Origin of the sequence: Actinopolymorpha alba DSM 45243 (genome assembly GCF_000373925.1) — a bacterium.
Taxonomy (GTDB): Bacteria; Actinomycetota; Actinomycetes; order Propionibacteriales; family Actinopolymorphaceae; genus Actinopolymorpha; species Actinopolymorpha alba.
Genome location: NZ_KB892817.1, coordinates 1 through 22,526 on the forward strand (window position 1 = coordinate 1; position 22,526 = coordinate 22,526).

Sequence of the window (22,526 nt, forward strand, 5' to 3'; positions counted from 1 at the left end):
AACAACATGTCCGGGTCAAAACCACGACGCCCGACCCCACCCAGCCTCGCCAACGCATGAAACGCCGCAGTGTCCAACCGATCCACCGCCGCGATCACAAACCAGACCAGATGATCCTCCGGCAGCCAATCCACCATCGACGGCGGCAACAAAAACTCCTGAGCCCGATCCACAGGCCGATACCCCATAGCCACCCACCGACCCTGTCAAAGACCCACCCACCCCGCCAGCCGACACGCCCCCAACCGCCACCACCACAAAAAGCAACAGGCTCCAGGACACGGAAAAGTCTCCACTGTTTGGCCGGATAAGCAGGCGGCTCGTCGACTCTCCCCGTAGTTGGGATGACCTCCTGCCCGCGTCCTTCGTTCAGACCGCTACGCGTGTCGGCTGCGGACGAGTGCCGGATCGACGCGGGCGATAGGTGAGCCGGCGGAGCAGCATCTCCGCCGGACCGCGACGGCCGGACCGGCGCATCCCTTCTGCCAGGAGCACCGTCGTCATCCAGACGCCGACCGCCACCGCAGACGCGCCGGCGTCGCTGAGCCGGCCACCGAGTCCCGCGGTGAACGGCGCGAAGATCGCGACAAACAGCACCGACTGCAGGAGATAACAGGTGAGCGACCGCTGACCACACGCGGCGAGCGCGGTGACCACCCGCCCAGGCGCGGCGGCGAACCGGTGCGCGACGAGCCCTGCCAACGCGGCATAGGCGAGGCCGCCCGCGATACCGGTCACGCTGTGCACGACGTACGCCACCGCTCCAGCGCCCTCGGTCCAGTCGGTCCACACGCGCGCGTCGGCCAACGCGAGGGGTGCGCCGCCGACGATTGTGACTGCCATCCCGATCACCGCAACGCGCGCCAGCAGGGCGCGGTGACGTCCGGGCTCGTCCAACAGACGGCGCCGCGCTGCCCAGATGCCGAGTAGGAACGGCGTGATGATGTCCACGGCCAACGTCGGTCCGAGCGCGGCCCAGGTTGCCAGGCGCATGCCGACCGCCTCGAGCGGCGACTCGACGGCCGTCGGTAGTGGTGGCGATCCGTTGGTGATGATGCTCCAGGCCAGCGCCATGGCGGTCGCGGCGAAGACCAGCGTCCACAGGCCGGCGACCCAGAGGAGTACGCGGTCGCGGGCCCGCACCATCCCGACGAGCACCAACGCCACCAGGCCGTAGGTGAAGAGGATGTCGCCAAAGAACAGCAGGAGCGCGTGTACGAAGCCGAACGCGATCAGCCACCGGCTCCGGCGCCGCAACAGGCGGCGTACATCGGGCCACTCGGCTCCGGCGGCGAGCCGCCGGTCGGCCAACTGCACCAGCCCATAGCCGAACAGCGCGGCGAACATGGGCAGGGCGCGGCCGTCGACGAGGAGTACCTGGACACCGGCGACGATCCGGTCGAGCGGGCCGCCCTCGAGGTCGTAGCCGCGAAACCCGGTGGGATTGCCGTACAGGTACATGTGGGCGTGGGCCAGTGCGATGAGCAGCAACATCGTGCCGCGAGCGAGGTCGGGCGCGAGCGACCGGTCGACGAGTCGGGTGGGACTGCCTGGGCTGTTCGGTTTGCTGGATCTGCTGGACGGAGCGGCCGTGGGCTCCGGGCTGAGCGTGGACACGTACACCTCGTTCTCCGAGCCGCCAGACCCATGGGCAGGGCAGAATCGCTGAGGCCGGCAGCGGGCTAGTTGATTAGCTACGCATGCGTATCTAACCTCGGCATCCTAAGATACGCAAGCGTGTCTTAGGATGGAGTCATCATGAGCGGGAAAGAGCAGGCGGCCTCGGCGCGTACGCGGCGCCGCGGGGACGACCTGATCCGGGCTATCCACGCCGCCGTACTCGCGGAAGTGATCGAGGTCGGGGTCGGCGGCCTCACCATGGAAGGCATCGCGAAGCGCTCGGCAACCGCGAAGACCTCGCTGTATCGACGTTGGCCCTCGCCACGTGAGCTGCTGCTGGATGCTCTCCATGAGGCGCACCCGGAGGAGGTGCCGTCACTGAGCGCGGACGACCTGCGCGGCGACCTGATCAACGCGCTGCGTCAGCTCGTCACCTGGATGGCCACACCGGCGGCGAACGCCGTCATGGCGATCGTGAACGAACGCCACCGCTATCCCCAACTCGTCGACGCGTTGTACGACCAGGTCTTCGGTGCCCGTGGCGGCACGGTGACCAGCGTCGTCCTGCAGCACTACGCCGACCAGGGGACGCTCGACCCGGACCTGATCACTCCGGTGGTGAGAGACATCGGCGAGGCGCTGGTGTTCAAGCGCGCCCTGGACACCGGCGCGCTACCGGACGACGAGACCCTCGTCGCCATCGTTGACCAGGCGGTGCTGCCGGCGGTCGGGATCCTGCCCCGCGCTACGAGGCGGACGGCCGCAGCGGATCGGTAAGTCCTGGCCCCAACCGCGCTGCGCGGCGCCGATGATTCGAATCGCTTCCGTGGCCACGCGCTCGCCGCTCGCCGGCCTACTCGGTGATACCGTATAGTGGTACTCGGTACTACGAGGTAGTGGGAGGATCGAAGAGGAGACTCGCGATGGACGACCTGACGGAGATGTTGAAGGGCACGCTTGAGGGCTGCGTGCTCGAAATCATCGGCGGCGAGGAGACCTACGGGTACGCCATCACGCGTCGGCTGAACGAACTCGGCTTCGCCGACGTCATCGACGGGACGGTGTACACCATCCTGCTGCGACTGGAGAGGAACGGACTCGTCCAGGCGACGAAACGACCATCCGAGGTGGGCCCGCCGCGCAAGTTCTACGCACTCAACGACGCGGGGCGCGAAGAACTCGGGCGGTTCTGGGCGAAATGGGAGTACCTCTCATCACGGATCGACACGCTCAAGGAGGGCGGGAGATGAATTTCTGGGAAACCATGACCGGCAGCGACCTCACCAGGGAATGGAAGGCGTTCGAAGCCCGGGCAGAGGCTTTGCCGGCCGACTACCGGGCGGCGTGGGAACAGATCAAGGCTCACCTCTTCCCCTACTCGGGTTTCACAGGTCGCAACCTGACGCCGATCCTCGACGGGGCCCTGGGGCTGCTCGAAGAAACGGCGGCGGATGGGCAGAGCATTCACGAGGTGCTGGGCGACGACGTTGCGGGCTTCTGCGCGGCGCTGGCCGGCGGAGAAGGGGCTCGGAGCTATCGCGACCGGTGGCGCGAGCAGTTGAACCGGAACGTCGCAAGGAAATTGCGCCGGCTAGGAGGCTGACGTGGGCATCCAAGACATCATCGAGGGCAAGAAGCAGTGGCGAGCGCACGTGGCTCGGGTCAAGGCGCTCCCGCCGGATTATCAGATCGTCTACAAGGAGATGCAGAAGTACTTCTTCAAGGTCGGACCGATCGACTTGCCTGACGGGACCCTACTCTCAGGGATTGTCGATTTCTTCGAGGAGGGCGTCGCGGCCGGCAAGGGAGTCCTGGAACTCATCGGCAACGACGTCGCTGCCTTCTGCGACGACCTGGTCAAGGACTCGCGCACCTACGCGGACATCTATCAGGAATCCATCAGGGGGAAACCCGGCACGGCCGAGAAGTAAAGCCGGATTGCCCGAGCGCCGGCGGCCCAGGCCTGATAGAGGTCGTCGGGGTCTGGCTGGCCCGCGGCATCGACCGCGATCTTGTTGAATTTCGCGAAGTTTTGGTTACCGCGGACAATCACGGCGTACAACTCAATGACGCTAGCCCGGTCGGTGAGAACGTCCACGCCGGCACGACGTCGTTTGCCTTTAAGTCGGATCTCAACCTCCTCGCCAGAACGCAGGTTGCGCGCCCAGGCGGACGACGTGCCGACGAGAAGGCTTCCATCATGATGGGTATAAGCAACCGAGGTTCGCTGGGCCCTGCCAGGCCGCCTTCTCCGGACCAGCCGTCGCCGACTGGTCGCCCATTGAGCCGGACGGACGTTCAACGGTCATTGCCGGAAACCTCCTCCTGCCTAGAACGATCGGTGCTCGCCCCGGGGCTAGTTGTGGGCGGACCGGGCGGTTGAGCTCGTCCGGTCCACCCTGATGCGGATGGTTGGCTATCCCCACTGCCCGGGCTGGTAATCGCCGGCGGGCTGCTGAAGGATGACGTTGATGCGATTGTAGGTGTTGATGAGGGCGATGAGCGACACCAAGGCGGCGATCTGGTCGTCGTCGTAGTGCTTGGACGCATTGGCCCAGGCCTCGTCGGTGACGCCACCGGCGGCATCGGCTATGCGAGTGCCTTGTTCGGTGAGCTCCAGCGCGGCCCGCTCGGCTTCGGTGAAGACCTTTGCCTCCCGCCATACCGCGACCAGATTCAGCCGAACCGAGCTTTCCCCCGCGTGTTCCGCATCCTTGGTGTGCATGTCGGTACACATGGCACAGCCGTTGATCTGGCTGGCCCGGATCTTCACCAGCTCCTGCGTGGGGGCCGGCAGAGTCGACTGAGTAACGACAGCGCCTGCCGCGTTGAGGGCCTTCGCGAACTTCGCCGCGACGGTATTACTGATGTAGTTGAATCGGGCTTCCATGGTGATCTCCTCGCCGATCATTGGGTTACGCAGTATTGACCAAACGGTTCGACATCAGAGCTCCACGGCTACCTCGTACAGCGCCGCGTTCGCTGAGATTGCGGGGTCATCCGTGGCGGTGCGGGCGCGCCGTTCGAACTCAGGATCTGCGGCGGCAGCCTGCATCGCTTCGGGGCTTTCCCAGTGGGCGACATTGACCAGCTGGAACCGAGTTTGCGATGAGAGGGCACGGTGCAGCCGGGCATCCAAGAACCCTGGTTTGGTGGCCATCAAAGCAGCGCGTTCGCGCCATTGCTCGATGAACGCATCCACGTGGTTCGCGGGCACTTCGAAGACGTTGATCAGTGTGATGGGCGGGTTGTCTTTCGGCTGGCTGTCGTGGCTCATGGAACATCCTTCGATCATCTGGGTGCCGAGGCGAGCCTCGAGGCCCGGTTGAACCAAGCCTCCTTCTCTTATGACCCGGGGGAGAGGGCGGATGTGACACGCCGGCCACTTGGCCTGACGCCGACGGGCCGGGATGGGCCAGCTCCCTACGTTCGTCTGTCACATCGGCGACCTTCGGCGGGTCATAGTTGCGAGGACAGCAACGCGAGGACGTGAGAGATGGACGACAGCGAGTGGCTAGCCGGTCGCTTCGAGGAGCATCGGCCGCATCTGCGGGCGGTGGCCTATCGAATGCTGGGCTCGCCCACCGAGGCCGAGGACGCCGTCCAGGACGCCTGGCTACGGGTCAGCCGCTCAGGGGCCGAGGAGATCGAGAACCTCAAGGCGTGGCTAACGACGATCGTCGCCCGGGTCTGCCTCAACCTGCTGCGCTCCCGCAATACCCGGCGCGACGAGTCCCTCGAAGCGCGCGTCCCTGAGCTCATCGTGGCTCCAGCAGGCGGACCCGATCCCGAAGAGGAGGTGCAACTGGCCGACTCCGTCGGGCTCGCCCTCCAGATTGTGCTCGACACCCTCACCCCCGCCGAACGCCTCGCCTTCGTGCTCCACGACATGTTCGACCTACGCTTCGAAGAAATCGCTCCATTGGTCGGGCGCACACCCCAGGCAACCAGGCAGCTCGCCAGCAGAGCTCGCCGCCGGATCAAGGGAGCGGAGCTTCCCGCGCTCGAGCGTGATCTCGCCCGGCAACGAGCGGTGGTAGACGCCTTCCTCGCCGCCGCCCGCGCAGGCGACTTCCACGCCCTCATCGCCGTACTCCACCCCGACGTCGTCGCCCGCGCCGACTTCGGCCCGAGGCACCCCAGCGGACCCGCGGTGATCCGCGGCGCAGAAACCGTCGCCCGCCAAGCTCGCTTCGGCGCGACTCCCGACGCAGTAGTGCACCCCGTGCTTGTCAACGGTGCCGCTGGAGTGGTCATTACAAGGGGCGGCCAACCCTATGCCGTTATGGCCTTCACTATTGTCGACGACAAGATCGTCCAAATCGACACGATCGCCGACCGCGACCGCGTCACCGAACTTGCCGCACCCATCCTCACCCTTCCATAACGACAGTTCAGCAAACCGCCGGCCGAAGTTGATCAACGGTCCCGAATTCGGACACGCACTGCGGGGAATGCCCGATTTGCGGACAGTTGATCAACTTCGCCGAAGCGGGCCAGGATGAGGAGCGCAGGAATGTGCGAGGACCGTCGTCGTGGTCTTCCAGGACCAGCGAGGTGACGTAGGGGGACCAGTCATGGCTCGGATCCGGATCCATCCCGGCCTGGCGTTCGAGTACGTCGATCAGCAATGCCGCGGCTTCGGCTCTCAAGGGGGATGCCGGTTGCCCGGGGATGAACTCCTGGAGGTGATAGGAGGTTGCGGTCTCGGTGATCCCTGCCGCGATCCAACGTGGTGTCGGGTAGCCGGTGGCGCGGATCCGGTTGACCCTCTGGACCAGACCCGCTCGACGGGTCGTTGGGTCGTTCGCTCTCCACTTCAGGATCGCCGATTGGCCGTCGGGGTCGGTCAGGATCCAAGCCCCGCCTTGCAGCCCGCCACTGCATCGGCCACGCAGCGCGAACCGTAGGTTATGGGTTTGGTTGATGTCGTCGACCAGCCGCCGTACATGTTCTGAGACGGGGTCGACTAGGTTGATGGCGTCGCTCATGATGGCGCTCTCTCCTACATGCTCGGATGGCCGTGCGTCGGGACCGACGGGCGGCAGCATCTGCGCGGCGGGGCCGCGCGCGAGAGATCACGCCACGGTGGAACCGTAACGACTGGTGCCATCGGGCGTACAGCAAGTACGAATCTGGTTAGACGAGGTGAGACGTCGACGCCTATCGTCGGAGAACTCGGAAGTGAAGGGAGAGCTGTGGCTGATTTGCGCATCACGATGGTCTGAGCAGGGGACGACGCCTCGGTTGGCCTCGCTGACCGAGCTGGTGATGTGGAGATGACACCTACCGGTGGCACCTGGCTCGCACGCGAAAGCAGCGAGGTGGGTGACAGTGGCCGGAGAATCCGGTCGAGGTCCGGATCCCCTTGCCGCGACCTGCGGCCTGTGGGTGAAGCAGGAACTGGAAGTAATCGCCATCCGGCGGTGAATCGCGTCCCTCTCTCCGCAAGCCCAGAAGCCACGTCCGCAGTGCGGTACGCGGTGAGAACAAACGGAACCCTGCCCCACGCATGTCGATCTCGACACGCGCGGAGCAGACCATTTCCCGAACAGTTTCACGATCGACTGAGAATGCCGGGTTTGACTGCCTACGGTGCGGTCTCCCGGTGCCGCCACTCGTTTCGGGTAGCTTCCGAAACCACTGCCCATATTGCCTGTGGTCTCGGCATGTTGACGTTGAGCCTGGCGACCGTGCCGCTCGATGCGGCGGGAGAATGCGCCCAACCGAAGTTGCGCATCGCCGCGGCAAGGGTCTTACCTTGGTGCACCGCTGCGAGCGGTGCGGTCACCTGTCGCCAAACCGGGTTGCGCTCGATGATCCGGTGCCAGATTCCGCTGAGGAGCTTGGTCGACTCATGGCAAGTGGCGCTATCGGCTGAAGCCGCAAAGTGACGCCGGCCGCGGTCTCGTTGGCCTACAACGCCTTGTAATACCTCACCAGGGGGAGCCCCGTGAATCCTGCCTTCTCGTACGTACGTCGAGCTGGCGCGTGTCCGGGGTCTCCTCCTGTCCCGACCACCGCGACAGCCATCCCAGCGGCGCTGATGCGTTCCAGGGCGAAGGTGGTGAGGGCAGCTCCCACGCCCTGCCGTTGGCAGTCTGGGTCAACGGCGAGCATGTCGATCTCGCCAGTCATGTCCCCGTGAAACACCACGGCGACAAACCCGGTAAGGCGCGCGTCGAGTTCGGCAACCCACACGTGGTTGTTCTCGTCACGGCAGACCGACTCAACCGCCTTGGCCTGGCTGTCCAGCCAGTCGGGGTAGACCAGCTTGTAGATCCGCGAGCCAAGCACTTGCTCGAACGATTCGAAGACGGGCCGCCACGCCCGCAACGCGAGCGCTACTACTTCATCGACATCTTCGGTGGCGAGCGAACGGATGCTGACGGTCATGACGACAGACTAGAACGTCCAATGCCGGGCCATTGTCTCGGCTGGACGCGGATGGTGGAATGCTGTGTGCCGCTCACGCGCCCAGGGGAGGGGTTGGGACAACTATGGTCCTGCGTCGGTGGCTTTCACGCTTCGTTGCCGCGAGTGTCGCGTCAGTCATGGTGCTGGCGGCAGACCCGGCGTTCGCGGCGTACAGCAGTCCGGTCACGATCTTGTCGTCGGCCTGGAACGCGGCGAGCCCGGCAGTCGGCGTCGACCGTGAGGGCGACACGCTGCTGGCATGGACGGAGGTGTCCACCTCCTACCCGTACACGTACCGCCTGCTCGTGCGGCAACGGTCGCGGACGGGCGTCTTCGGCTCGACGAAGGTGATCTCGCCGAGCGGCCAAGTGCCAAAGGCCCCCCGGGTTGCCCTGGACGACGACGGTGATGCGGTCGTGGTGTGGCAGGCCTACTCCAAGGACACCTACCGCATCTACGCCCGGAGGGTGTCTCGGACCGGCGTACTCGGGCCGGTGCTGGTGATGTCGGCGGCCACGCCGAAGGCGTTCCTCGCCGATGTCGCCATCGACTCAGACGGCGACGCCCTGGTCGTCTGGAACGAGTGGCGCTCCGACGGCACCACCTGGCCGATGGTCCGTCGCTTCCGCCGCGACGGGACCACCGGGCCGATCACCCAGCTGTCCAAGACGGCCCGCAATGCCGAGGCGCCGACCGTGGCGATCGATCGCCAGGGCGATGCGCTCATCGGTTGGGCCGACGACAACGCTGTCTATGCCAGGACGCTGTCCTCGACTGGCGTCTACAGCGCGGTTCGTACGGCGTCGCCGGCGCTCAGCCCGATCGACCGCTACTTTGGCGCCCGCGTGGCGGTCGACCGCTACGGCAACGGCATCGTCGTGTTCCGGCGGTGGGAGGCGGCTACGGGCAACTCGACGGTGTGGTCACGCGGGATGTCGCCGGTCGGTGATCTCGGCACCTTGCGGACGCTCTCGCCCTCCACCCACAAGGTGTCAAACCATGTGGTCGCCAGCGACCTCGAGGGCGATGTCGTCATCGCCTGGGACCGAACCGACGCGACAGGTCTTCACGCGCGCCGGATCGCACGTACCGGCACGGTCGGGTCGATCGTCCAACTCGGTAACGGTCGTCAACCCAACCTTGCCGTCGACGACGATGGCGATGGCGTGGTGGTCTGGCAGGGACGTAACTCCGCCAACACGGTCAACACCGTCCAGACGATCAGAGTCAGTAGGGGTGGAACGTTCGGCAGCGCGGCCACCATTAGTGCCAACGGCGAGGCGCCGCGCCTGGATGTGACACCTACCGGCGGGGTTGTCGTCGCGTGGGAGCGGATGTTCACCGTCACCCGCGGCATCCAGGTGGCCAGCGGGCCGTGACGCCAAGAACTTCTGGGCATCCGTTGGGCGTCTGCTGAGCGCGGTTGAGGCATCGACCGGGGGATCCGGTCATTCGATGTCACCGTTCGGAATCGTCCGTGGGCCGAGCCTGGATCCGATAGACGTCTGGTGTCACTCTCGGCCCATGGGATGGTTCATCGGAATCGCCGCCGTGCTGGTCATAGTGCTCGGCTACCTGCACCGGCGCCGCTCAAACGCACTGCCGTGGGCGAGCCGCCGTGAGCGGGCCAGGTACGACCGGGCCGACCAGCCTGGCTACAACACGCTTCCGCCGGATGGAATGAGCCTCGGCGGTTAGGGGCTACCGCCGGGCCTTCAGCAGAGTCGGGAATTCAGTTTCCGACGCTCTGGTAGTGCCGCAATTGCCGCTGCCAGATGCGGTACGCCGCCGCGCAGAGTACGACCCCAGCGGCAGGGGCGCCTGGAGCCGCCCGATCTCGATCAGGGCGCGGGCCGATGCCCGCATCAGGCCGTGCCGGCGGCGGTCGCGAGGACGTCCCGGGTGAGCGCGGCGTCGTCGGTTGGCTCCACAAGCAGGGCCGACAACTGCTCGACGATTCGCAGGATGTACTGGGTGATGCCGTTCTGGCCCGGTGAGCTGATGTAGGCGTCGATCCCGATTCGCACGGCGCGAAGCGTAGTGGCCCGAGCGTCCCCGTGATCCAGAACAGCCGGGCCTGACCGGAATGGACTGCCGGGTTCGGTGCGGAAGACGGTACCGTTTCGGGGCGGATCGTCCGCTGAGTTTTCGGCTGGGAGTGTGAATACGTGACCGTGGTCAGGGCCCACGACCTGGTGAAGGAGTTTCGCCGTCCGAAAAGGTTCACGGGTGCGTTCGGTGGTCTGCGTACGCTTCTGACCCGTCAGTACACCACGACCCGTGCGGTGGACGGCGTGAGTTTCGACATCGAGGCCGGTGAGCTGGTCGGTTATCTCGGTCCGAACGGCGCCGGAAAGTCGACCACGATCAAGATGCTCACCGGAATTCTTGTGCCCACGTCCGGTCAGGTGGAGGTCGCCGGAGTCGTTCCCTGGAAGGAACGCGAACGCAACGCCAGGCATATCGGCGTCGTATTCGGACAGCGTTCACAGCTGTGGTGGGATTTGCCGTTACGGGATTCGTTCCGGCTGATCGGCAAGCTGTACGACGTTCCGCGAGAGCAGTACCACCCTAATCTCGAACGCTTCACCGAACTCCTCGACATGGCGGACTTCCTCGACACGCCCGTACGCCAACTGTCGCTCGGGCAGCGAATGCGCGGCGACCTCGCCGCGGCGATGCTCTACAACCCACGCATCCTCTACCTCGACGAGCCGACCATCGGGCTCGATGTGGTAGCGAAGGAACGCATGCGGGCGTTCGTTGCGGAGCTCAACCGCGATGAGGGCACGACAGTCATCCTCACCACGCACGACCTCGACGACGTCGAGCGGCTCTGCAGCCGGATCGTCCTCATCGACCACGGCCGGGTGTTGTACGACGGCGAGGTGGCGGCACTCAAGGCCCGGTACGCGCCGTACCGCGAGGTCATGGTGCACCTCGCCCACCCTGATGAGGCTACGGCCGTGGAAGTGCCACACGCCGAACGCGCCCGGGCCGAGGACGGCAAGGTCTGGTTGCGGTTCGACCCGGAAACCGTGCAGGTCGCTGACGTCATCGCGGCCGTCCTCGCGCGACACCAGGTCTCCGACCTCGCGATCATCGAGCCTGAACTCGAGGGCGTCATCCACCAGATCTACGCGCAGCGCAGCGTCATCAGCGCCCGCGAATGAGCCGTCCAACGCCGAAGGCCGTCCTCGAGGCGTATGGAGCGATCGCCCGAGTCAACGCCGGCAGCGCCCTCGCGTACCGAGCCGACTACGTGGTGGGGATTCTCGGCCTGCTGGTCCAGGTGTTCCTGCTGCGCATGGTGTGGGAGGCCGTCTATGCCGACCGCGGCAGCGTGGACGGCGTCGACCTGTCGACGACGATCGCGTACGCCACACTGGCGACGGTTCAGTACTGGCTGTCCAACCCGTGGAACTTCTCCGTCATCCCGCAGCGGGTGCGGGAAGGGAAGATCGCGATCGACCTGTCGCGGCCGGTCAGCTTCCTCGGCCAGGTGGTGGCCGGCCAGGTCGGCACGACGGCGGCGCTGGCGCCGTTCGCGTTGGTCGCGGTGCCGTTCACGGTCCTCGTCGGCGGGGCGCAGCCGCCTCCGTCGGTGGGCGCCGGGCTCGCGTACGTGGTCAGTCTCGGGCTGGCGTATGTCATCACGATCCTGCTGTCGTCGCTGGTCGGGCTGAGTACGTTCTGGACGCTTGAGGTTGGCGGCTTCTTCATGATTTACCGGATGGTCTCGCAGTTCCTGGCCGGGGCGCTCGTCCCGCTCTGGTTCATGCCTGACTGGCTGCGGACCGTCGCGGAGGTTTTGCCGTTTCAGGCAGCGACGTACACCCCGCTCGCCGTCTACCTTGGCCGGCTCGCCGGGCCGGACCTGGCCGCCGCGCTGATTGTCCAGGCTGGCTGGATTGTCCTGCTGTGGCTGGTGCTCCGGCTGGTGTGGAGCCGCGCGCTCCACCGAGTCGTGGTGCAAGGAGGCTGAACGATGCGGACTTTCAAGCTGTACGCCGCACTGGTCGGCGCCGGCCTGCGCGGCGAGGCGCAGTACCGCGGCAATCTGCTCGTGATGCTGGTGGCCGGAATGGCGTACCAAGGCATCGGCCTCGCGTTCGTCTGGGTTGTGGTCGACCGGTTCGGCGCGATCGGTGGCTGGACGCTTGGCGAGGTGTTCTTCCTGTACGCGCTCCGGCTCACCGCGCACGGCCTGTGGGTGGTGCCGTTCAGCCAGCTCAACCAGCTCGACCTTGTCGTCCGCGAGGGCGAGTTCGACCGGTACCTCGTCCGGCCGCTGAACCCGCTCGTCCAGGTGCTGACCCGCAGGGTCGGGCTGATGCAGGCCGGGGATCTGGTCGGTGGCCTCCTACTCCTCGCGTACGCGACCACGATCGTGGACGTCGACTGGTCGCCTGGCGCGGTGGGCTTTCTCCTCCTGGCCGTGGTCGGCGGGGCGCTGGTGGAGGTCGCGGTCCAGCTCGGGTTGTCGGGGCTGACGTTCCGACTGCTGTCGACGAGGATGCTCCGAATCCAGGTGGATAGTGTCTTCGGGACATTCGGCAACTACCCGTTGAAGATCTTTCCGAGCGTGGCGAGGTTCCTCTTCACCATCGTGCTGCCGATGGCCTTCGTCGCGTACTTCCCGGCGAGTGTCCTGCTCGACCGGACCGGTGAGCTGGCCGTGCCCAGCTGGTTCGCGTACGGTTCACCGCTCGTCGGTGCGGCCCTCTTCACCCTGGCGTACCTCTTCTGGTCCCGCCAAACGTCCCACTACACAAGCAGCGGTCACTGACCTTGGCCCTATTCAAGCCCCGTCTTGCCCCACAGCTCTGCCGCCTTTCTGACCACGCCTGGTTGTCAGAGGTTTCTCGGTCTCTTAGCCGAGAAACCTCTGACAACCCGGGGGCTAGGGCGTGTCCTGTAGATCAGGCTCGGTCAGCGAGCGGCACGCCTCTTGTGTGAGGTGGCTGGTCGGTGGGGTGGGTGGGACTGGCTCGAGCTTTTGTCTCACCTTCTGGTCAATCCAGGGGGTTGTCTCACATTGTGTACACCTGGCGGGTACTTCACATGGCTAGTACCTGCTTTGCATGGCGTCCATGCCGTGTGAAGCCCGTAATGACCACGTAAACGTGATCATTCAGAGGACTGGCCTCCACCGGAACGCCTGATCTACAGGACACGCCCTAACCCCTGATTTCTCGGCATTCGATACGGCCGGGTGTACGCCATCTCAGGATCGTGGAAACTCCGGGGTGCTATAGCACCCCGGAGTTTCCACGGTCTTATTGAAGTACGGCGGCCGTCTCGACTGGCGTACACGCAGTTGTAGGGGTATGCCCCGCCTCGTGCGCGACGTCCGCTCAAGTCACCTTGCCTGGTTGGGGCTTGGTGCGTGAACGCTCTTGGGAGGCGCGGTGAAGGCGGCGCGGTCGGGTTCGGGCAGCCACTCGTGTCGCGGGTCGAACGGACGGAAGTTTTTCGTGACGTACTCGATGAGTTGACCCAGCACCGGATGATGGTTCTGTCGATGCCACAGCAGTGCACATGGATACACGGGTACGGGGTCGACGATCGGGATCTGGACGGTGCTCGGATGCCGGGGGACGCGTGTCCTTTCGGTCACACCGAGGCCGATGCGCTCGCCCGCGCTGATCTCCTCCACGAAGTAGTCCCAGCCGAAGTCGGGCCCTGAGGCGTCGATCCGGATGTCGAACGCGGCGCCAAGGGCGGTGTAGTAGTCCGCCCACTCGCTGCCTGGGGCGTTGCCGGGCATCCAGACGGTCGATCCGGCGAGCCGCTCGATCTCGACCTGCCTTTGGTCGGCCAGGGCGTGGTCGCGGCCGACCAGGACATGGAGGGGCTCGAGGTAGGCCGGTATGTACCTGAGGTCTTCCTCCAGTGTCCCGCTGACGCGCGCCAGGGCCGCGTCGACGGACCCGTGGGCGAGTGCGCCGCGTGCGGATCTGAGTCCGTTCGAGGTGGTGATCTCGATGGCGAGGTTCTCGACGGACTGGTGAAATCCCCGGATCACGTCGACGGACGCCAGCCTGGTGTCCAGCACGTCGACCCGCAGTGAGCGGCGCCGTCCGCTCAGCGTCTCGAGGGCCTGGTCGGCGATGCCGACGAGGGCGCGCGCGTGATGGAGGAACGCCCGACCGTCCTCGGTGAGGTCGGCTCCGGTGCGCGTACGGAAGAACAACCGCACGCCAAGGTCGGCCTCGAGCTTCGCGATGCGCTTGGAGATGGCCTGCTGACTGATGCCCAGCCTGGACGCGGCCTCGCTGAAGTATCGGTCCTCGGTGACGGCGACGAACGCGCGGACCGTGGCGATATCCAGATCGGCAGTCGCCGGTCGCACAACGGTCGCTGGTCGCGCGGCAGTCGTCGGTCTCACAACTGTTGTTTGTGGTGTGTCAGCGTGTCGCTTGTTGGACAACCGTGCCTGCTCTTGGGTCGAATGCTGCGAGTCGCAAGGGAGCCTACAACCAGGAGGCGTGGGTCCGGTGGGGTCCTTCGTGCACCTGCACGTGCACACCGAGTACAGCATGCTTGACGGCGCCGCCAAGGTCGGCCTGCTGATGGACGAGGTGTCCCGGCAGGGGATGCCCGCCGTGGCGATGAGTGATCACGGCAACGTGCACGGGGCGTACGAGTTCTACCAGACCGCGCGCAAGGCGGGGATCAAGCCGATCATCGGCATCGAGGCGTACGTCGCACCCGCGTCCCGGTTCCGGAAGGAGGCGGTGTACTGGAGCGACAACCTCGCGCTACGCAAGTCCAACGATGACACCGGTGAAGGCGGTGATGTCTCGGGCCGTGGCCTCTACACGCACATGACGATGTGGGCGGCCGATGCCCAGGGCCTGCGCAACCTCTTCCGCCTACAGTCCCGGGCCTGGCTGGAAGGTCATGTCCAGAAGTACCCACGCATGGACGATGAGCTGCTCGCCGAGCACGGCCAGGGCATCATCGCCACGACCGGCTGCCCGTCGGGGGAGGTGCAGACCAGGCTGCGGCTCGGCCAGTACGCCCAGGCCGTCGAGGCCGCCGCGAAGTATCGCGACATCTTCGGTAAGGAAAACTACTTCCTGGAACTGATGGATCACGGCCTGGCCATCGAGCGCAGGGTTCGCGACGAACTTCTCAAGCTGGGCAAGGAACTCGATCTGCCGCCCCTGGCCACGAATGATTCGCACTATGTCACCGAGAGCCAGGCGCAGGCGCATGACGCCCTGCTGTGCGTCGGCACCGGCAAGCGGCTCGCCGACACCGATCGCTTCCGGTTCAGCGGCAGCGGCTACTACATCAAATCCGCCGAGGAGATGCGTGCGCTGTGGGACGGTGAGGTACCCGGCGCCTGCGACAACACACTGCTGATCGCCGAGCGGGTCGGCGACTACGGTGAGGTGTTCGCCCACCGGGACCTGACACCTCGCTTCCTTGTGCCAGAAGGCGAAAGCGAGTCCAGCTGGCTGCGCAAGGAGACCTTGCAGGGGGCGCGGCATCGTTACCGCGGCAAGCCGTCACAAGAGGTCCTGGACCGCATCGACTACGAACTGTCCGTCATTGACACGATGGGATTTCCCGGCTACTTCCTGGTGGTTGCCGACATCTGCCGGTACGCCCGCGAGCACGGCATCGGTCTGGGCCCCGGCCGCGGCTCGGCCACCGGGTCGATCGTCGCCTACTGCACAGGGATTACCGAGCTCGACCCGATCGAGCACAAGCTGATCTTCGAACGTTTCCTCAACCCCGAACGCATCTCCATGCCTGACATCGACCTTGACTTCGATGACCGGCGGCGCGACGAGATGATCGATTACGTCACCCGCAAGTACGGCGAGAACCGCGTCTGCCAGATCGTCACGTTCAACACCATCAAGGCCAAGGCCGCCATCAAGGACTCCTGTCGGGTGCTTGGTCTGCCGTACGCCTTGGGTGACCGCATCACCAAGGCGTTCCCAGCGGCTGATGGCGGCAAGGAGATCCCGCTCGCCGCGATCCACGACAAGCATCACTCCCGACACGGTGAAGCGGCCGAGCTACGCCAGATGTACGAGCAGGACCCTGACGTCAAGCAGGTCCTCGATACCGCGGCGGGCATCGAGAGCCTCACCCGCGGCACGGGCATCCATGCAGCGGGCGTGATTCTTTCCAACGAATCCCTGATCGACGTGATCCCGCTGGCCAAGCCCAAGGCCGACGGCCCCGTCGTCACCGGCTTCCCCTTCACTCAGGCCGAGGACATGGGCCTGCTGAAGATGGACTTCCTCGGTCTGCGCAACCTCACCGTGATCGGCGACGCGATCAGCAACGTCCGCGCCAACAAGGGCATCGACATCGACATCCTCGATGTCCCACTCGACGACGCGAAGACGTATGAGCTGCTGGCGCGCGGTGACACGCTCGGGGTCTTCCAGCTGGACAGTGGCGGCATGCGGGTGCTGCTGAAACTCATGCGGCCCACCACGTTCACCGATATCGCGGCAGTGAATGCGTTGTACCGGCCGGGGCCGATGGAGATGAACGCTCACACCAACTACGCCCTGCGCAAGACCGGTAAGCAGCCGGTCGAGCCGATCCACCCCGAGCTCGAGGAAGCGCTCGAGCCCATTCTGGGTGACACGTACCACCTGGTGGTCTTCCAGGAGCAGGTCATGGCCATCGCCCAGCAGCTCGCCGGGTATTCCCTCGGTGCGGCCGACATGCTGCGTCGGGCGATGGGCAAGAAGAAGAAGGAGGTCCTTGACGCCGAATGGGGCAGATTCTCGGAGGGCATGCGCGAGGGCGGGTTCTCCGAGGAGGCGATCAAGGCGGTCTGGGACGTTCTTGTTCCCTTCAGCGGTTACGGATTCAACAAGTCGCACACTGCTGGATACGGACTCGTCTCCTACTGGACCGCATACCTCAAGGCCAACCACCCCAGCGAATACCTCGCTGCGTTGCTCACCTCAGTCGGCGACGACAAGGACAAGATGGCCGTCTACCTGGCCGACTGCCGGCGCCTGGGCATCCAGGTGCTGCCTCCCGACGTCAACGCCAGCCGGCTGGACTTCGCCGCTGTCGGATCTGACATCCGCTTCGGGTTGGGCGCCGTGCGCAACGTCGGAGCCGGCGTCGTGGACGCGATCGTTACCACCCGGGAAGCTGAAGGCGCCTACACCGATTTCAACGACCTTCTCGCCAAGGTCCCCGCTATTGTCTGCAACAAGCGCGTCATCGAGTCTCTGGCCAAGGCCGGCGCCTTCGACAGCCTGGGGCATCATCGCAAGGCTTTGGTCGCGATCCACGAACAGGCCATCGACGCGGTTGTCGACGTCAAACGAAACTCGGCCCGTGGTCAGGACTCGCTGTTCGGGGTTTGGGGTCGTCCCCAGGAAGGTGCTGCCGGCGAGCCGGGCCACAGTGGCACGTTCTCGATCGCGATCCCCCAGGGAGAGTGGGAAAAGGCCACCCTGCTTGCCTTTGAACGCGAGATGCTCGGATTGTACGTCTCCAGCCATCCACTCGACGGCGCCGAACACGTCCTGGATGCCAACCGTGACAGCACCGTCGCCGACCTGCTGGCTTCTGGGCGGCAGGACGAAATGACCCGGATCAGCGGCATCATCTCCGACCTGCAACGCAGGGTCACCAAGCAGGGCAGCCCGTGGGCGATCGTCACTCTCGAAGACCACGACGCTTCTGTGGAATGCCTCATCTTTCCGAAGACCTACGCCCTGTATGGCGATGCGCTGGCCCACGACCGTGTGATCTCCGTGCGGGGACGGGTCAATATCCGCGATGAGACGATGAGCATCTACGGCGAGGAGATCAGCGTCCTCAACGTCACCCAGGCGAACGCTGAGCCTCCCGTGGTGATCACGATTCAGGAGACCCAACTGAATCCGCGAGTTGTCCAAGAGTTCAAACACATCCTGACCACCCATCGCGGCCGGGCGCCTGTGCACCTGCGCTTGCAGCGCCATGGTGCCAAGGGCCTGCTGTTGAACCTCCGGCTCTTCCAGGTCACACCAATGCCGGCCTTTTACGGTGACGTCAAAGCGCTGCTCGGCGCCAACGCGATCGGCGGAGCATGAGCCACGAGCAGGCATGCCCTCGCTGCCGTACTCATAATCTCCTTGCCGTCCTCAGCCTTCCGGACACGTGGACGAACGCGTCAGGAAACCAGGCCCGGGTCATCAGTGATGTGCCTTTGTGTGCCCGCTGCGACGCGGACGACCCCTTCGCCGGGCCGGTGGTCACGTACTTCGCCGTCCATGGTTCCGCGCAGCCGGAGACCGCTCCCCACCTCGCGCGTTGCCTGCTCCGCTGGATCGAGCACGCGCGACCACCAAAGCCGGATAGGAACGTACTGAACGCCGAAGCCGAAGCGTGGTACTGCGGCGATCTATGACTGTTGGGCAGAAACCCTGTTCTTTGCTACATGGTTCGACCGAGTTCGACGATCGCTTGGAAGATCTCCGGCTGTGGCGGATCGGCCAGTAATTCACTGGTTTCGCGGGTCGAGTGCTCTCTCATCGCGGCGGGGAGACTGGTATCGAGGCTGGCCTGCGCCTGGCCTTTGAGGTAGGCGAGGGCATCCGGGATGCCGCCGTAGGCCTCTGCTTCACCGATCACAGCGTGGCCGCCGGCAGCGCGGTAGGCCCGCAGCGTTCGTCGTGCGGCGTCCTTGTCGAGGCGATTCTCGTGGACGTGCCAGGTGTAGAGACGGCTCGCGAGCTCCCGGCCGGGATCAATAGGGCCAACACCATCCCAGTCAAGCAGGACGAACTCGCCGGTCTCGACGAGTACGTTCGACGGCTGGACGTCGTGGTGGCTGACCACCATGCGGTTCGCATCCGCCGGCTGGACGGCGGCGCCGAGGCCGCTCAACGCTGGCGCAGCACGGGCGAGGGCGGATGCCCACGGTCGTCCGGCCGCTGGCCCTTGCTCCGCGAGTTCGAGCCAGATCCCCGGATCGGGGATTGGCGGATCTGTTGACGTAGGACCGGAGTGATCGACCGGGTGCCCAAGTGTGTGCAGGGTGGCGAGGGTTCGACCCAACCACTCGGGTGCGCCGGACTCGTCGGGGCGTGGCTCGCTTCCGTCGACCCAGGTGGATACTCGAACGACCGCTCCGGCCACCTCGGCCAGGTAGCATCCGTCGACGGTGCGGAGGTTGGCCGGTGCCCGGATTCCGGCCGCCACGGCAAGGTCCCGGTACCCATTCTCGATGGCGATCCGCTGCTCATCGCCACCCGCGAAGAGTTCCTTCACAGCCAACGACCGCCGCGGCTCCTCAAGATCGAGCCGCCACACCTGGCCCTGACCTCCACGCGCGACCGGGCCGAGTTGACGCGGACCTCCCTCGAGCCAAAAGACCTCAACAAGCTCGCGTAGTGCACCTTCACCGGCCTCGAGCAAAGGCGCCCGCGGCTTCTTCGTGACAGACAAGCGACTACTCCCTATAGAAGGATCTGGCCAGATCAAATAGCCACCGGTCGAGGCTGCTCATCATCTGGCTGGGGCTCGTCGCCGCAGCGCTCCTCCTCACCGTACTGCCGGCGGCCGGCGGGCCGCAGTCGTCGATGGCTGTCGGCGATCACGTAATTCCCCAGGGCTATGGCAGTGGTCTCCATACGAACGACGTACATCGCGATCGCCATCTCCGTGCGGACGAGCGTTGCCGTGATCATGGCCTCGGCGGCGTACGGACAGCCCCCGCTCACTGAGAGTCTTCGCGGACCACCTATGTGAGACACCGCTGGTCACGGCCCTGCCGCGCCAGTAGTGCTTGGCGTGGCGCCCGGTTGTGGTTCGGCTTACGGAACCTCCAGGTACGGCGTCACGACCGCCGTGGCGTTCACGGGTCGCGATCGACTTTGACGGGCGTCGGCCGTGGCATGTGGAAGATGACGCGGTTGCCGAAGGGGTCGGGAACGGCCAAGTCGTCTCCCCATGGATCGCTGTCCAGACCGATGCGCAGAAGGTAGATCGGATTCTCGACGAGCTCGCGCTGTACCGCCGCACGTCGCGGTTCTCGATCCGGACCGCGATCCGCAACTGCGATGACAACCTCCGCATCGCTTCGACCGTCTCGCCAGGCCCGTGCCTGCCTGCCAAGCGGCCGGTAGCTCAATTCTCGGCGCCGGGCAGCGGGTCACCGTCGCCCTGGAGCACGTTGAGGTCACGCACGCAGAACCCGTGGTGTGCCCAGTCCTCCTTCAGCACCACCCGCAGGCACTCGACCACCGACTTGCCCTCGGCGTACGGCGGCCAGCCCGGACCCGCAGGAACGGGAGCGACTGCGGACAGCTCGTCGACCGTCACGGTCGCCAGCCAACGCTCCAGCTCGGCGGACTGTTCGTCTCGCACGGCCAGTACCTCATCGAGGCCTGGGGTCGCCGCTCGATCGAGGCCCTGTTCCTCCTGATCGGGCACGAAGTCGGACGCCAACCCGATCCCAGTGAAGGGCTGGGTCGATCCCAGGCAGCAGCGGCGAAACCACGAGTCGTGCACGAACACCAGGTGGCGCAGGGTCTCCGCTGCCGACCACTCGCCGGCGACACGCTGGTGCTCGGAGCCCTCAGGCATCGCGCGGAGCCGCTCGACCGTCCTCGCCCAGTCATCCCATAGCTGTCGATGGGCTTTCCGCAGATCGGCCGGGTCACCTGAGCGCATCAGCAACCGAACTGGATACCGCCGGTCGAGCTCAGCCTCGACGTAGGACGTCACCTCCACGCCGTTAACCACCAGGTTGCTGACCAGCCCGTCGATCACAACGTCCCGCATCACCACTCCGATCAGCCGGGCGCGGGTCAGGTCGCACTGGCGAAACTCGGCGTCGGCCAGATCCTGATCTTCAAAGCTCACCATGCCAAGCATTGTGTACCGGCGGGCCGACACCGGGCGGGCGACTGGTGGATGGTCAAGCTCCGTCGACCCAGGGATCCCGTTGCATACACCCCCGGCAGGGCCGCCGTGCTCACCCCGGGTGTCGACCGTTGAGGTTCCCCCTGCGGACGCGGAGCTTTGGCCGGTGATAACGGCGCTGGCGACATCCCTTTCCTAGAGTTCAGCATGCATGTATCTCTCGGGCGGGAACTGACCGGATCTCAAGGTTCGTGCGGCCCTCGCTACACCACTAGTACTGTCTGATGGTGCGATACGACCCTACGATCTACGACGGCGCGGCTGTCCACTACCGCTACGGTAGGCCCGCCTATTCTTCGGACCTCGAGGCTCTTCTTGCTGAGGAACTTGACCTGGATGGCAGCGGAAGGCTCCTGGACGTTGGATGCGGCCCCGGCATCCTCACCGTGCGCTTGGTCCACCTGTTCGCAGAAGCTGTCGGATTAGACCCCGATCCGGAGATGCTTGCCGAGGGTCGCCGGGCCGCGGAGGAGCGGGGCATCGCGAACATCGCTTGGGTCCAGGCCCTGGCCGAGGACCTTCCGGGCGCGGCGCCGGGGACATATCGAGTGGTCACCTTCGGCAGTTCTTTCTGGTGGACGGACGAGGTTCGCGTGGCCGAGGCGGTGTATGACGTACTGGAGCCGGGCGGCGCCCTGGTCCTGGTCACGCACAAGGCCGGTGCGGGGGCCGTACCGCCGAGCCCCGAGCCGCCCCCGATACCGCACGCAGAGATTGAGGCGTTGGTGGAAAAGTATCTCGGATCAGGCAGGCGAGCGGGCCAAGGCGCCGCGCCGGCCCGCAGTGCCGAGGAAGACGTCATTGCCGGCACCCGCTTTGGCGTGCCGCGGGTGATTTTCGCCCCCGGCATCCCTGACCTGGTGCGGGATACGGAAAGCGTATTGTCCGGCTATTTCTCCTTCTCCTGGTCAGCCCCGCATCTATTCGGTGACCGTGTCGAAGCATTCGCCACCGAGGTGCGGGAGCTGCTGCGGGCGCGATCTCCCGAGGGCATTTTCTGGGACTGGCCCGGCGATACCGAAGTGATCCTTGCCCGGAAATGATCGAAAGCGGCAGCCGGGTTTCGCTGCCGCCCCCCTCGTAACCCCCACCTGCATCAGGCCCATGGCAGTCGATCATCAGACTGACCGGCGTCACGCTCCGAGTATCGAAATTAGCCCAGATCTGAGCAAACATCGATCGACCCTTCGGGCAAGCTGGGGGTGGCCGTTTGACGATCCCAAACGGACGGTATGGACTTGATCGACATTCGCCAGCGGCGACCTGTGCGGTGATGGCGAGCCAGTTCGGATCAGGTTCCTCAATCGGTACGCGAGGCCGCATCTATCGGGTCGCGCTGCCCCGCACGAAGCTCAGCCGCGGCTGAAACCGGGTCGCCAACGCCAGGAGCCCGCCCTAGGGTGCAGAGGTGGCTCTGCGACTGGAAGCGGTGACCTTTGATGTGGCCGACGCGACCGCGGTGGCGGCCTTTTGGGCCGGGCTGCTCGACCGAGAGGTACGCACCGAGCCCGGCGGCGCGTTGGTACCGGGTGGCAAGACTCAGGTCGGGCTCCGCTTCGTCACCTCCGACACCAAGG

At 65.5% G+C, this 22,526-nt stretch carries 26 protein-coding genes; 15 read left to right on the top strand and 11 right to left on the bottom strand.

Annotated elements, in window-relative coordinates:
- Nucleotides 1-369 precede the first annotated feature (369 nt).
- Nucleotides 370-1,617 carry a DUF418 domain-containing protein gene (locus tag B141_RS0136035; RefSeq protein ID WP_020580032.1) on the bottom strand — a complete coding sequence of 416 codons (1,248 nt, stop codon included), beginning with the start codon at nucleotides 1,615-1,617 and terminating at the stop codon, nucleotides 370-372.
- A 141-nt stretch (nucleotides 1,618-1,758) separates the two neighbouring features.
- On the opposite strand from B141_RS0136035, the gene B141_RS0136040 reads away from it, so the two are divergent.
- From B141_RS0136040 to B141_RS0136055, 4 genes are all read left to right on the top strand, one after another.
- Nucleotides 1,759-2,397: a TetR/AcrR family transcriptional regulator gene (locus tag B141_RS0136040; protein WP_020580033.1), complete on the top strand. Its 639-nt coding sequence runs from the start codon at nucleotides 1,759-1,761 to the stop codon at nucleotides 2,395-2,397.
- Between the two features lie 146 nt (nucleotides 2,398-2,543).
- Nucleotides 2,544-2,870 (top strand): PadR family transcriptional regulator, encoded by a 327-nt coding sequence (locus B141_RS0136045; RefSeq protein WP_020580034.1) that lies wholly within the window; start codon nucleotides 2,544-2,546, stop codon nucleotides 2,868-2,870.
- Nucleotides 2,867-3,223: a DUF1048 domain-containing protein gene (locus B141_RS0136050; RefSeq protein WP_020580035.1), complete on the top strand. Its 357-nt coding sequence runs from the start codon at nucleotides 2,867-2,869 to the stop codon at nucleotides 3,221-3,223. Before B141_RS0136045 ends, B141_RS0136050 begins: the two co-directional genes overlap by 4 nt.
- A gap of 1 nt (nucleotide 3,224) precedes the next feature.
- Complete coding sequence (locus tag B141_RS0136055) at nucleotides 3,225-3,551, top strand: DUF1048 domain-containing protein (protein WP_020580036.1); 327 nt, start codon at nucleotides 3,225-3,227, stop codon at nucleotides 3,549-3,551.
- Here B141_RS0136055 and B141_RS48845 read toward each other — a convergent pair.
- From B141_RS48845 to B141_RS0136070, 3 genes are all read right to left on the bottom strand, one after another.
- Complete coding sequence (locus B141_RS48845) at nucleotides 3,509-3,718, bottom strand: hypothetical protein (RefSeq protein ID WP_020580037.1); 210 nt, start codon at nucleotides 3,716-3,718, stop codon at nucleotides 3,509-3,511. The genes B141_RS0136055 and B141_RS48845 overlap by 43 nt on opposite strands.
- Nucleotides 3,719-4,036: 318 nt before the next feature.
- On the bottom strand, nucleotides 4,037-4,531 hold the full coding sequence (locus B141_RS0136065) for a carboxymuconolactone decarboxylase family protein (RefSeq protein WP_020580038.1): 495 nt from the start codon (nucleotides 4,529-4,531) through the stop codon (nucleotides 4,037-4,039).
- Nucleotides 4,532-4,564: 33 nt separating this feature from the next.
- Complete coding sequence (locus B141_RS0136070) at nucleotides 4,565-4,897, bottom strand: antibiotic biosynthesis monooxygenase family protein (protein WP_026257898.1); 333 nt, start codon at nucleotides 4,895-4,897, stop codon at nucleotides 4,565-4,567.
- A gap of 219 nt (nucleotides 4,898-5,116) precedes the next feature.
- On the opposite strand from B141_RS0136070, the gene B141_RS0136075 reads away from it, so the two are divergent.
- Complete coding sequence (locus B141_RS0136075; protein WP_020580040.1) at nucleotides 5,117-6,007, top strand: sigma-70 family RNA polymerase sigma factor; 891 nt, start codon at nucleotides 5,117-5,119, stop codon at nucleotides 6,005-6,007.
- Nucleotides 6,008-6,014: 7 nt separating this feature from the next.
- On the opposite strand, the gene B141_RS0136080 is transcribed toward B141_RS0136075, so the two are convergent.
- Nucleotides 6,015-6,671, bottom strand: a complete 657-nt coding sequence (locus B141_RS0136080; RefSeq protein WP_157181560.1) for a hypothetical protein — start codon at nucleotides 6,669-6,671, stop codon at nucleotides 6,015-6,017.
- Nucleotides 6,672-7,132: 461 nt separating this feature from the next.
- On the opposite strand from B141_RS0136080, the gene B141_RS53160 reads away from it, so the two are divergent.
- Nucleotides 7,133-7,501 carry an RNHCP domain-containing protein gene (locus B141_RS53160; protein ID WP_084678745.1) on the top strand — a complete coding sequence of 123 codons (369 nt, stop codon included), beginning with the start codon at nucleotides 7,133-7,135 and terminating at the stop codon, nucleotides 7,499-7,501.
- Between the two features lie 35 nt (nucleotides 7,502-7,536).
- Here B141_RS53160 and B141_RS0136085 read toward each other — a convergent pair whose 3' ends face one another.
- Entirely contained in the window at nucleotides 7,537-8,016 is a 480-nt protein-coding gene (locus B141_RS0136085) for a GNAT family N-acetyltransferase (protein WP_020580042.1), read from the bottom strand.
- A gap of 104 nt (nucleotides 8,017-8,120) precedes the next feature.
- Here B141_RS0136085 and B141_RS0136090 point away from each other — a divergent pair, with 104 nt between their 5' ends.
- Nucleotides 8,121-9,416: a hypothetical protein gene (locus tag B141_RS0136090; protein ID WP_020580043.1), complete on the top strand. Its 1,296-nt coding sequence runs from the start codon at nucleotides 8,121-8,123 to the stop codon at nucleotides 9,414-9,416.
- 145 nt (nucleotides 9,417-9,561) lie between these two features.
- Nucleotides 9,562-9,735 (top strand): hypothetical protein, encoded by a 174-nt coding sequence (locus B141_RS50095; RefSeq protein ID WP_020580044.1) that lies wholly within the window; start codon nucleotides 9,562-9,564, stop codon nucleotides 9,733-9,735.
- Nucleotides 9,736-9,902: 167 nt separating this feature from the next.
- Here the strand turns inward: B141_RS50095 and B141_RS50100 are convergent, their stop codons facing one another.
- The gene (locus B141_RS50100) at nucleotides 9,903-10,064 is read right to left on the bottom strand and encodes a hypothetical protein (protein ID WP_020580045.1); all 162 of its coding nucleotides are present in this window, start codon (nucleotides 10,062-10,064) and stop codon (nucleotides 9,903-9,905) included.
- A gap of 141 nt (nucleotides 10,065-10,205) precedes the next feature.
- Between B141_RS50100 and B141_RS0136105 the strand changes: the two genes are divergently transcribed.
- From B141_RS0136105 to B141_RS0136115, 3 genes are read left to right on the top strand one after another with little or no spacing between them, the layout of a single operon-like run.
- The gene (locus B141_RS0136105; RefSeq protein ID WP_020580046.1) at nucleotides 10,206-11,210 is read left to right on the top strand and encodes an ABC transporter ATP-binding protein; all 1,005 of its coding nucleotides are present in this window, start codon (nucleotides 10,206-10,208) and stop codon (nucleotides 11,208-11,210) included.
- Nucleotides 11,207-12,022 carry an ABC transporter permease gene (locus B141_RS0136110; protein ID WP_020580047.1) on the top strand — a complete coding sequence of 272 codons (816 nt, stop codon included), beginning with the start codon at nucleotides 11,207-11,209 and terminating at the stop codon, nucleotides 12,020-12,022. Before B141_RS0136105 ends, B141_RS0136110 begins: the two co-directional genes overlap by 4 nt.
- Nucleotides 12,023-12,025: 3 nt before the next feature.
- Entirely contained in the window at nucleotides 12,026-12,826 is an 801-nt protein-coding gene (locus B141_RS0136115; RefSeq protein ID WP_020580048.1) for an ABC transporter permease, read from the top strand.
- Nucleotides 12,827-13,399: 573 nt separating this feature from the next.
- On the opposite strand, the gene B141_RS0136120 is transcribed toward B141_RS0136115, so the two are convergent.
- A complete protein-coding gene (locus tag B141_RS0136120; RefSeq protein ID WP_237742901.1) occupies nucleotides 13,400-14,428 on the bottom strand; it encodes a LysR family transcriptional regulator in 1,029 nt (342 codons plus the stop codon).
- Nucleotides 14,429-14,537: 109 nt separating this feature from the next.
- On the opposite strand from B141_RS0136120, the gene dnaE reads away from it, so the two are divergent.
- The gene (gene dnaE / locus B141_RS0136125; protein ID WP_020580050.1) at nucleotides 14,538-18,113 is read left to right on the top strand and encodes a DNA polymerase III subunit alpha; all 3,576 of its coding nucleotides are present in this window, start codon (nucleotides 14,538-14,540) and stop codon (nucleotides 18,111-18,113) included.
- The gene (locus B141_RS53165) at nucleotides 18,110-18,430 is read left to right on the top strand and encodes a DUF6300 family protein (RefSeq protein WP_420313620.1); all 321 of its coding nucleotides are present in this window, start codon (nucleotides 18,110-18,112) and stop codon (nucleotides 18,428-18,430) included. Before dnaE ends, B141_RS53165 begins: the two co-directional genes overlap by 4 nt.
- Before the next feature lie 26 nt (nucleotides 18,431-18,456).
- On the opposite strand, the gene B141_RS0136135 is transcribed toward B141_RS53165, so the two are convergent.
- From B141_RS0136135 to B141_RS0136150, 3 genes are all read right to left on the bottom strand, one after another.
- Entirely contained in the window at nucleotides 18,457-19,470 is a 1,014-nt protein-coding gene (locus B141_RS0136135) for a phosphotransferase (RefSeq protein ID WP_157181562.1), read from the bottom strand.
- 32 nt (nucleotides 19,471-19,502) lie between these two features.
- Nucleotides 19,503-19,745 carry a hypothetical protein gene (locus B141_RS0136140; protein WP_020580053.1) on the bottom strand — a complete coding sequence of 81 codons (243 nt, stop codon included), beginning with the start codon at nucleotides 19,743-19,745 and terminating at the stop codon, nucleotides 19,503-19,505.
- A gap of 406 nt (nucleotides 19,746-20,151) precedes the next feature.
- On the bottom strand, nucleotides 20,152-20,892 hold the full coding sequence (locus tag B141_RS0136150) for a DinB family protein (protein WP_051114293.1): 741 nt from the start codon (nucleotides 20,890-20,892) through the stop codon (nucleotides 20,152-20,154).
- Between the two features lie 281 nt (nucleotides 20,893-21,173).
- On the opposite strand from B141_RS0136150, the gene B141_RS0136155 reads away from it, so the two are divergent.
- Both B141_RS0136155 and B141_RS52625 read left to right on the top strand, forming a co-directional pair.
- Complete coding sequence (locus tag B141_RS0136155) at nucleotides 21,174-21,992, top strand: class I SAM-dependent methyltransferase (RefSeq protein ID WP_020580056.1); 819 nt, start codon at nucleotides 21,174-21,176, stop codon at nucleotides 21,990-21,992.
- A gap of 386 nt (nucleotides 21,993-22,378) precedes the next feature.
- On the top strand, nucleotides 22,379-22,526 hold a 148-nt coding region (locus B141_RS52625; RefSeq protein ID WP_337587621.1), incomplete at its 3' end, for a VOC family protein.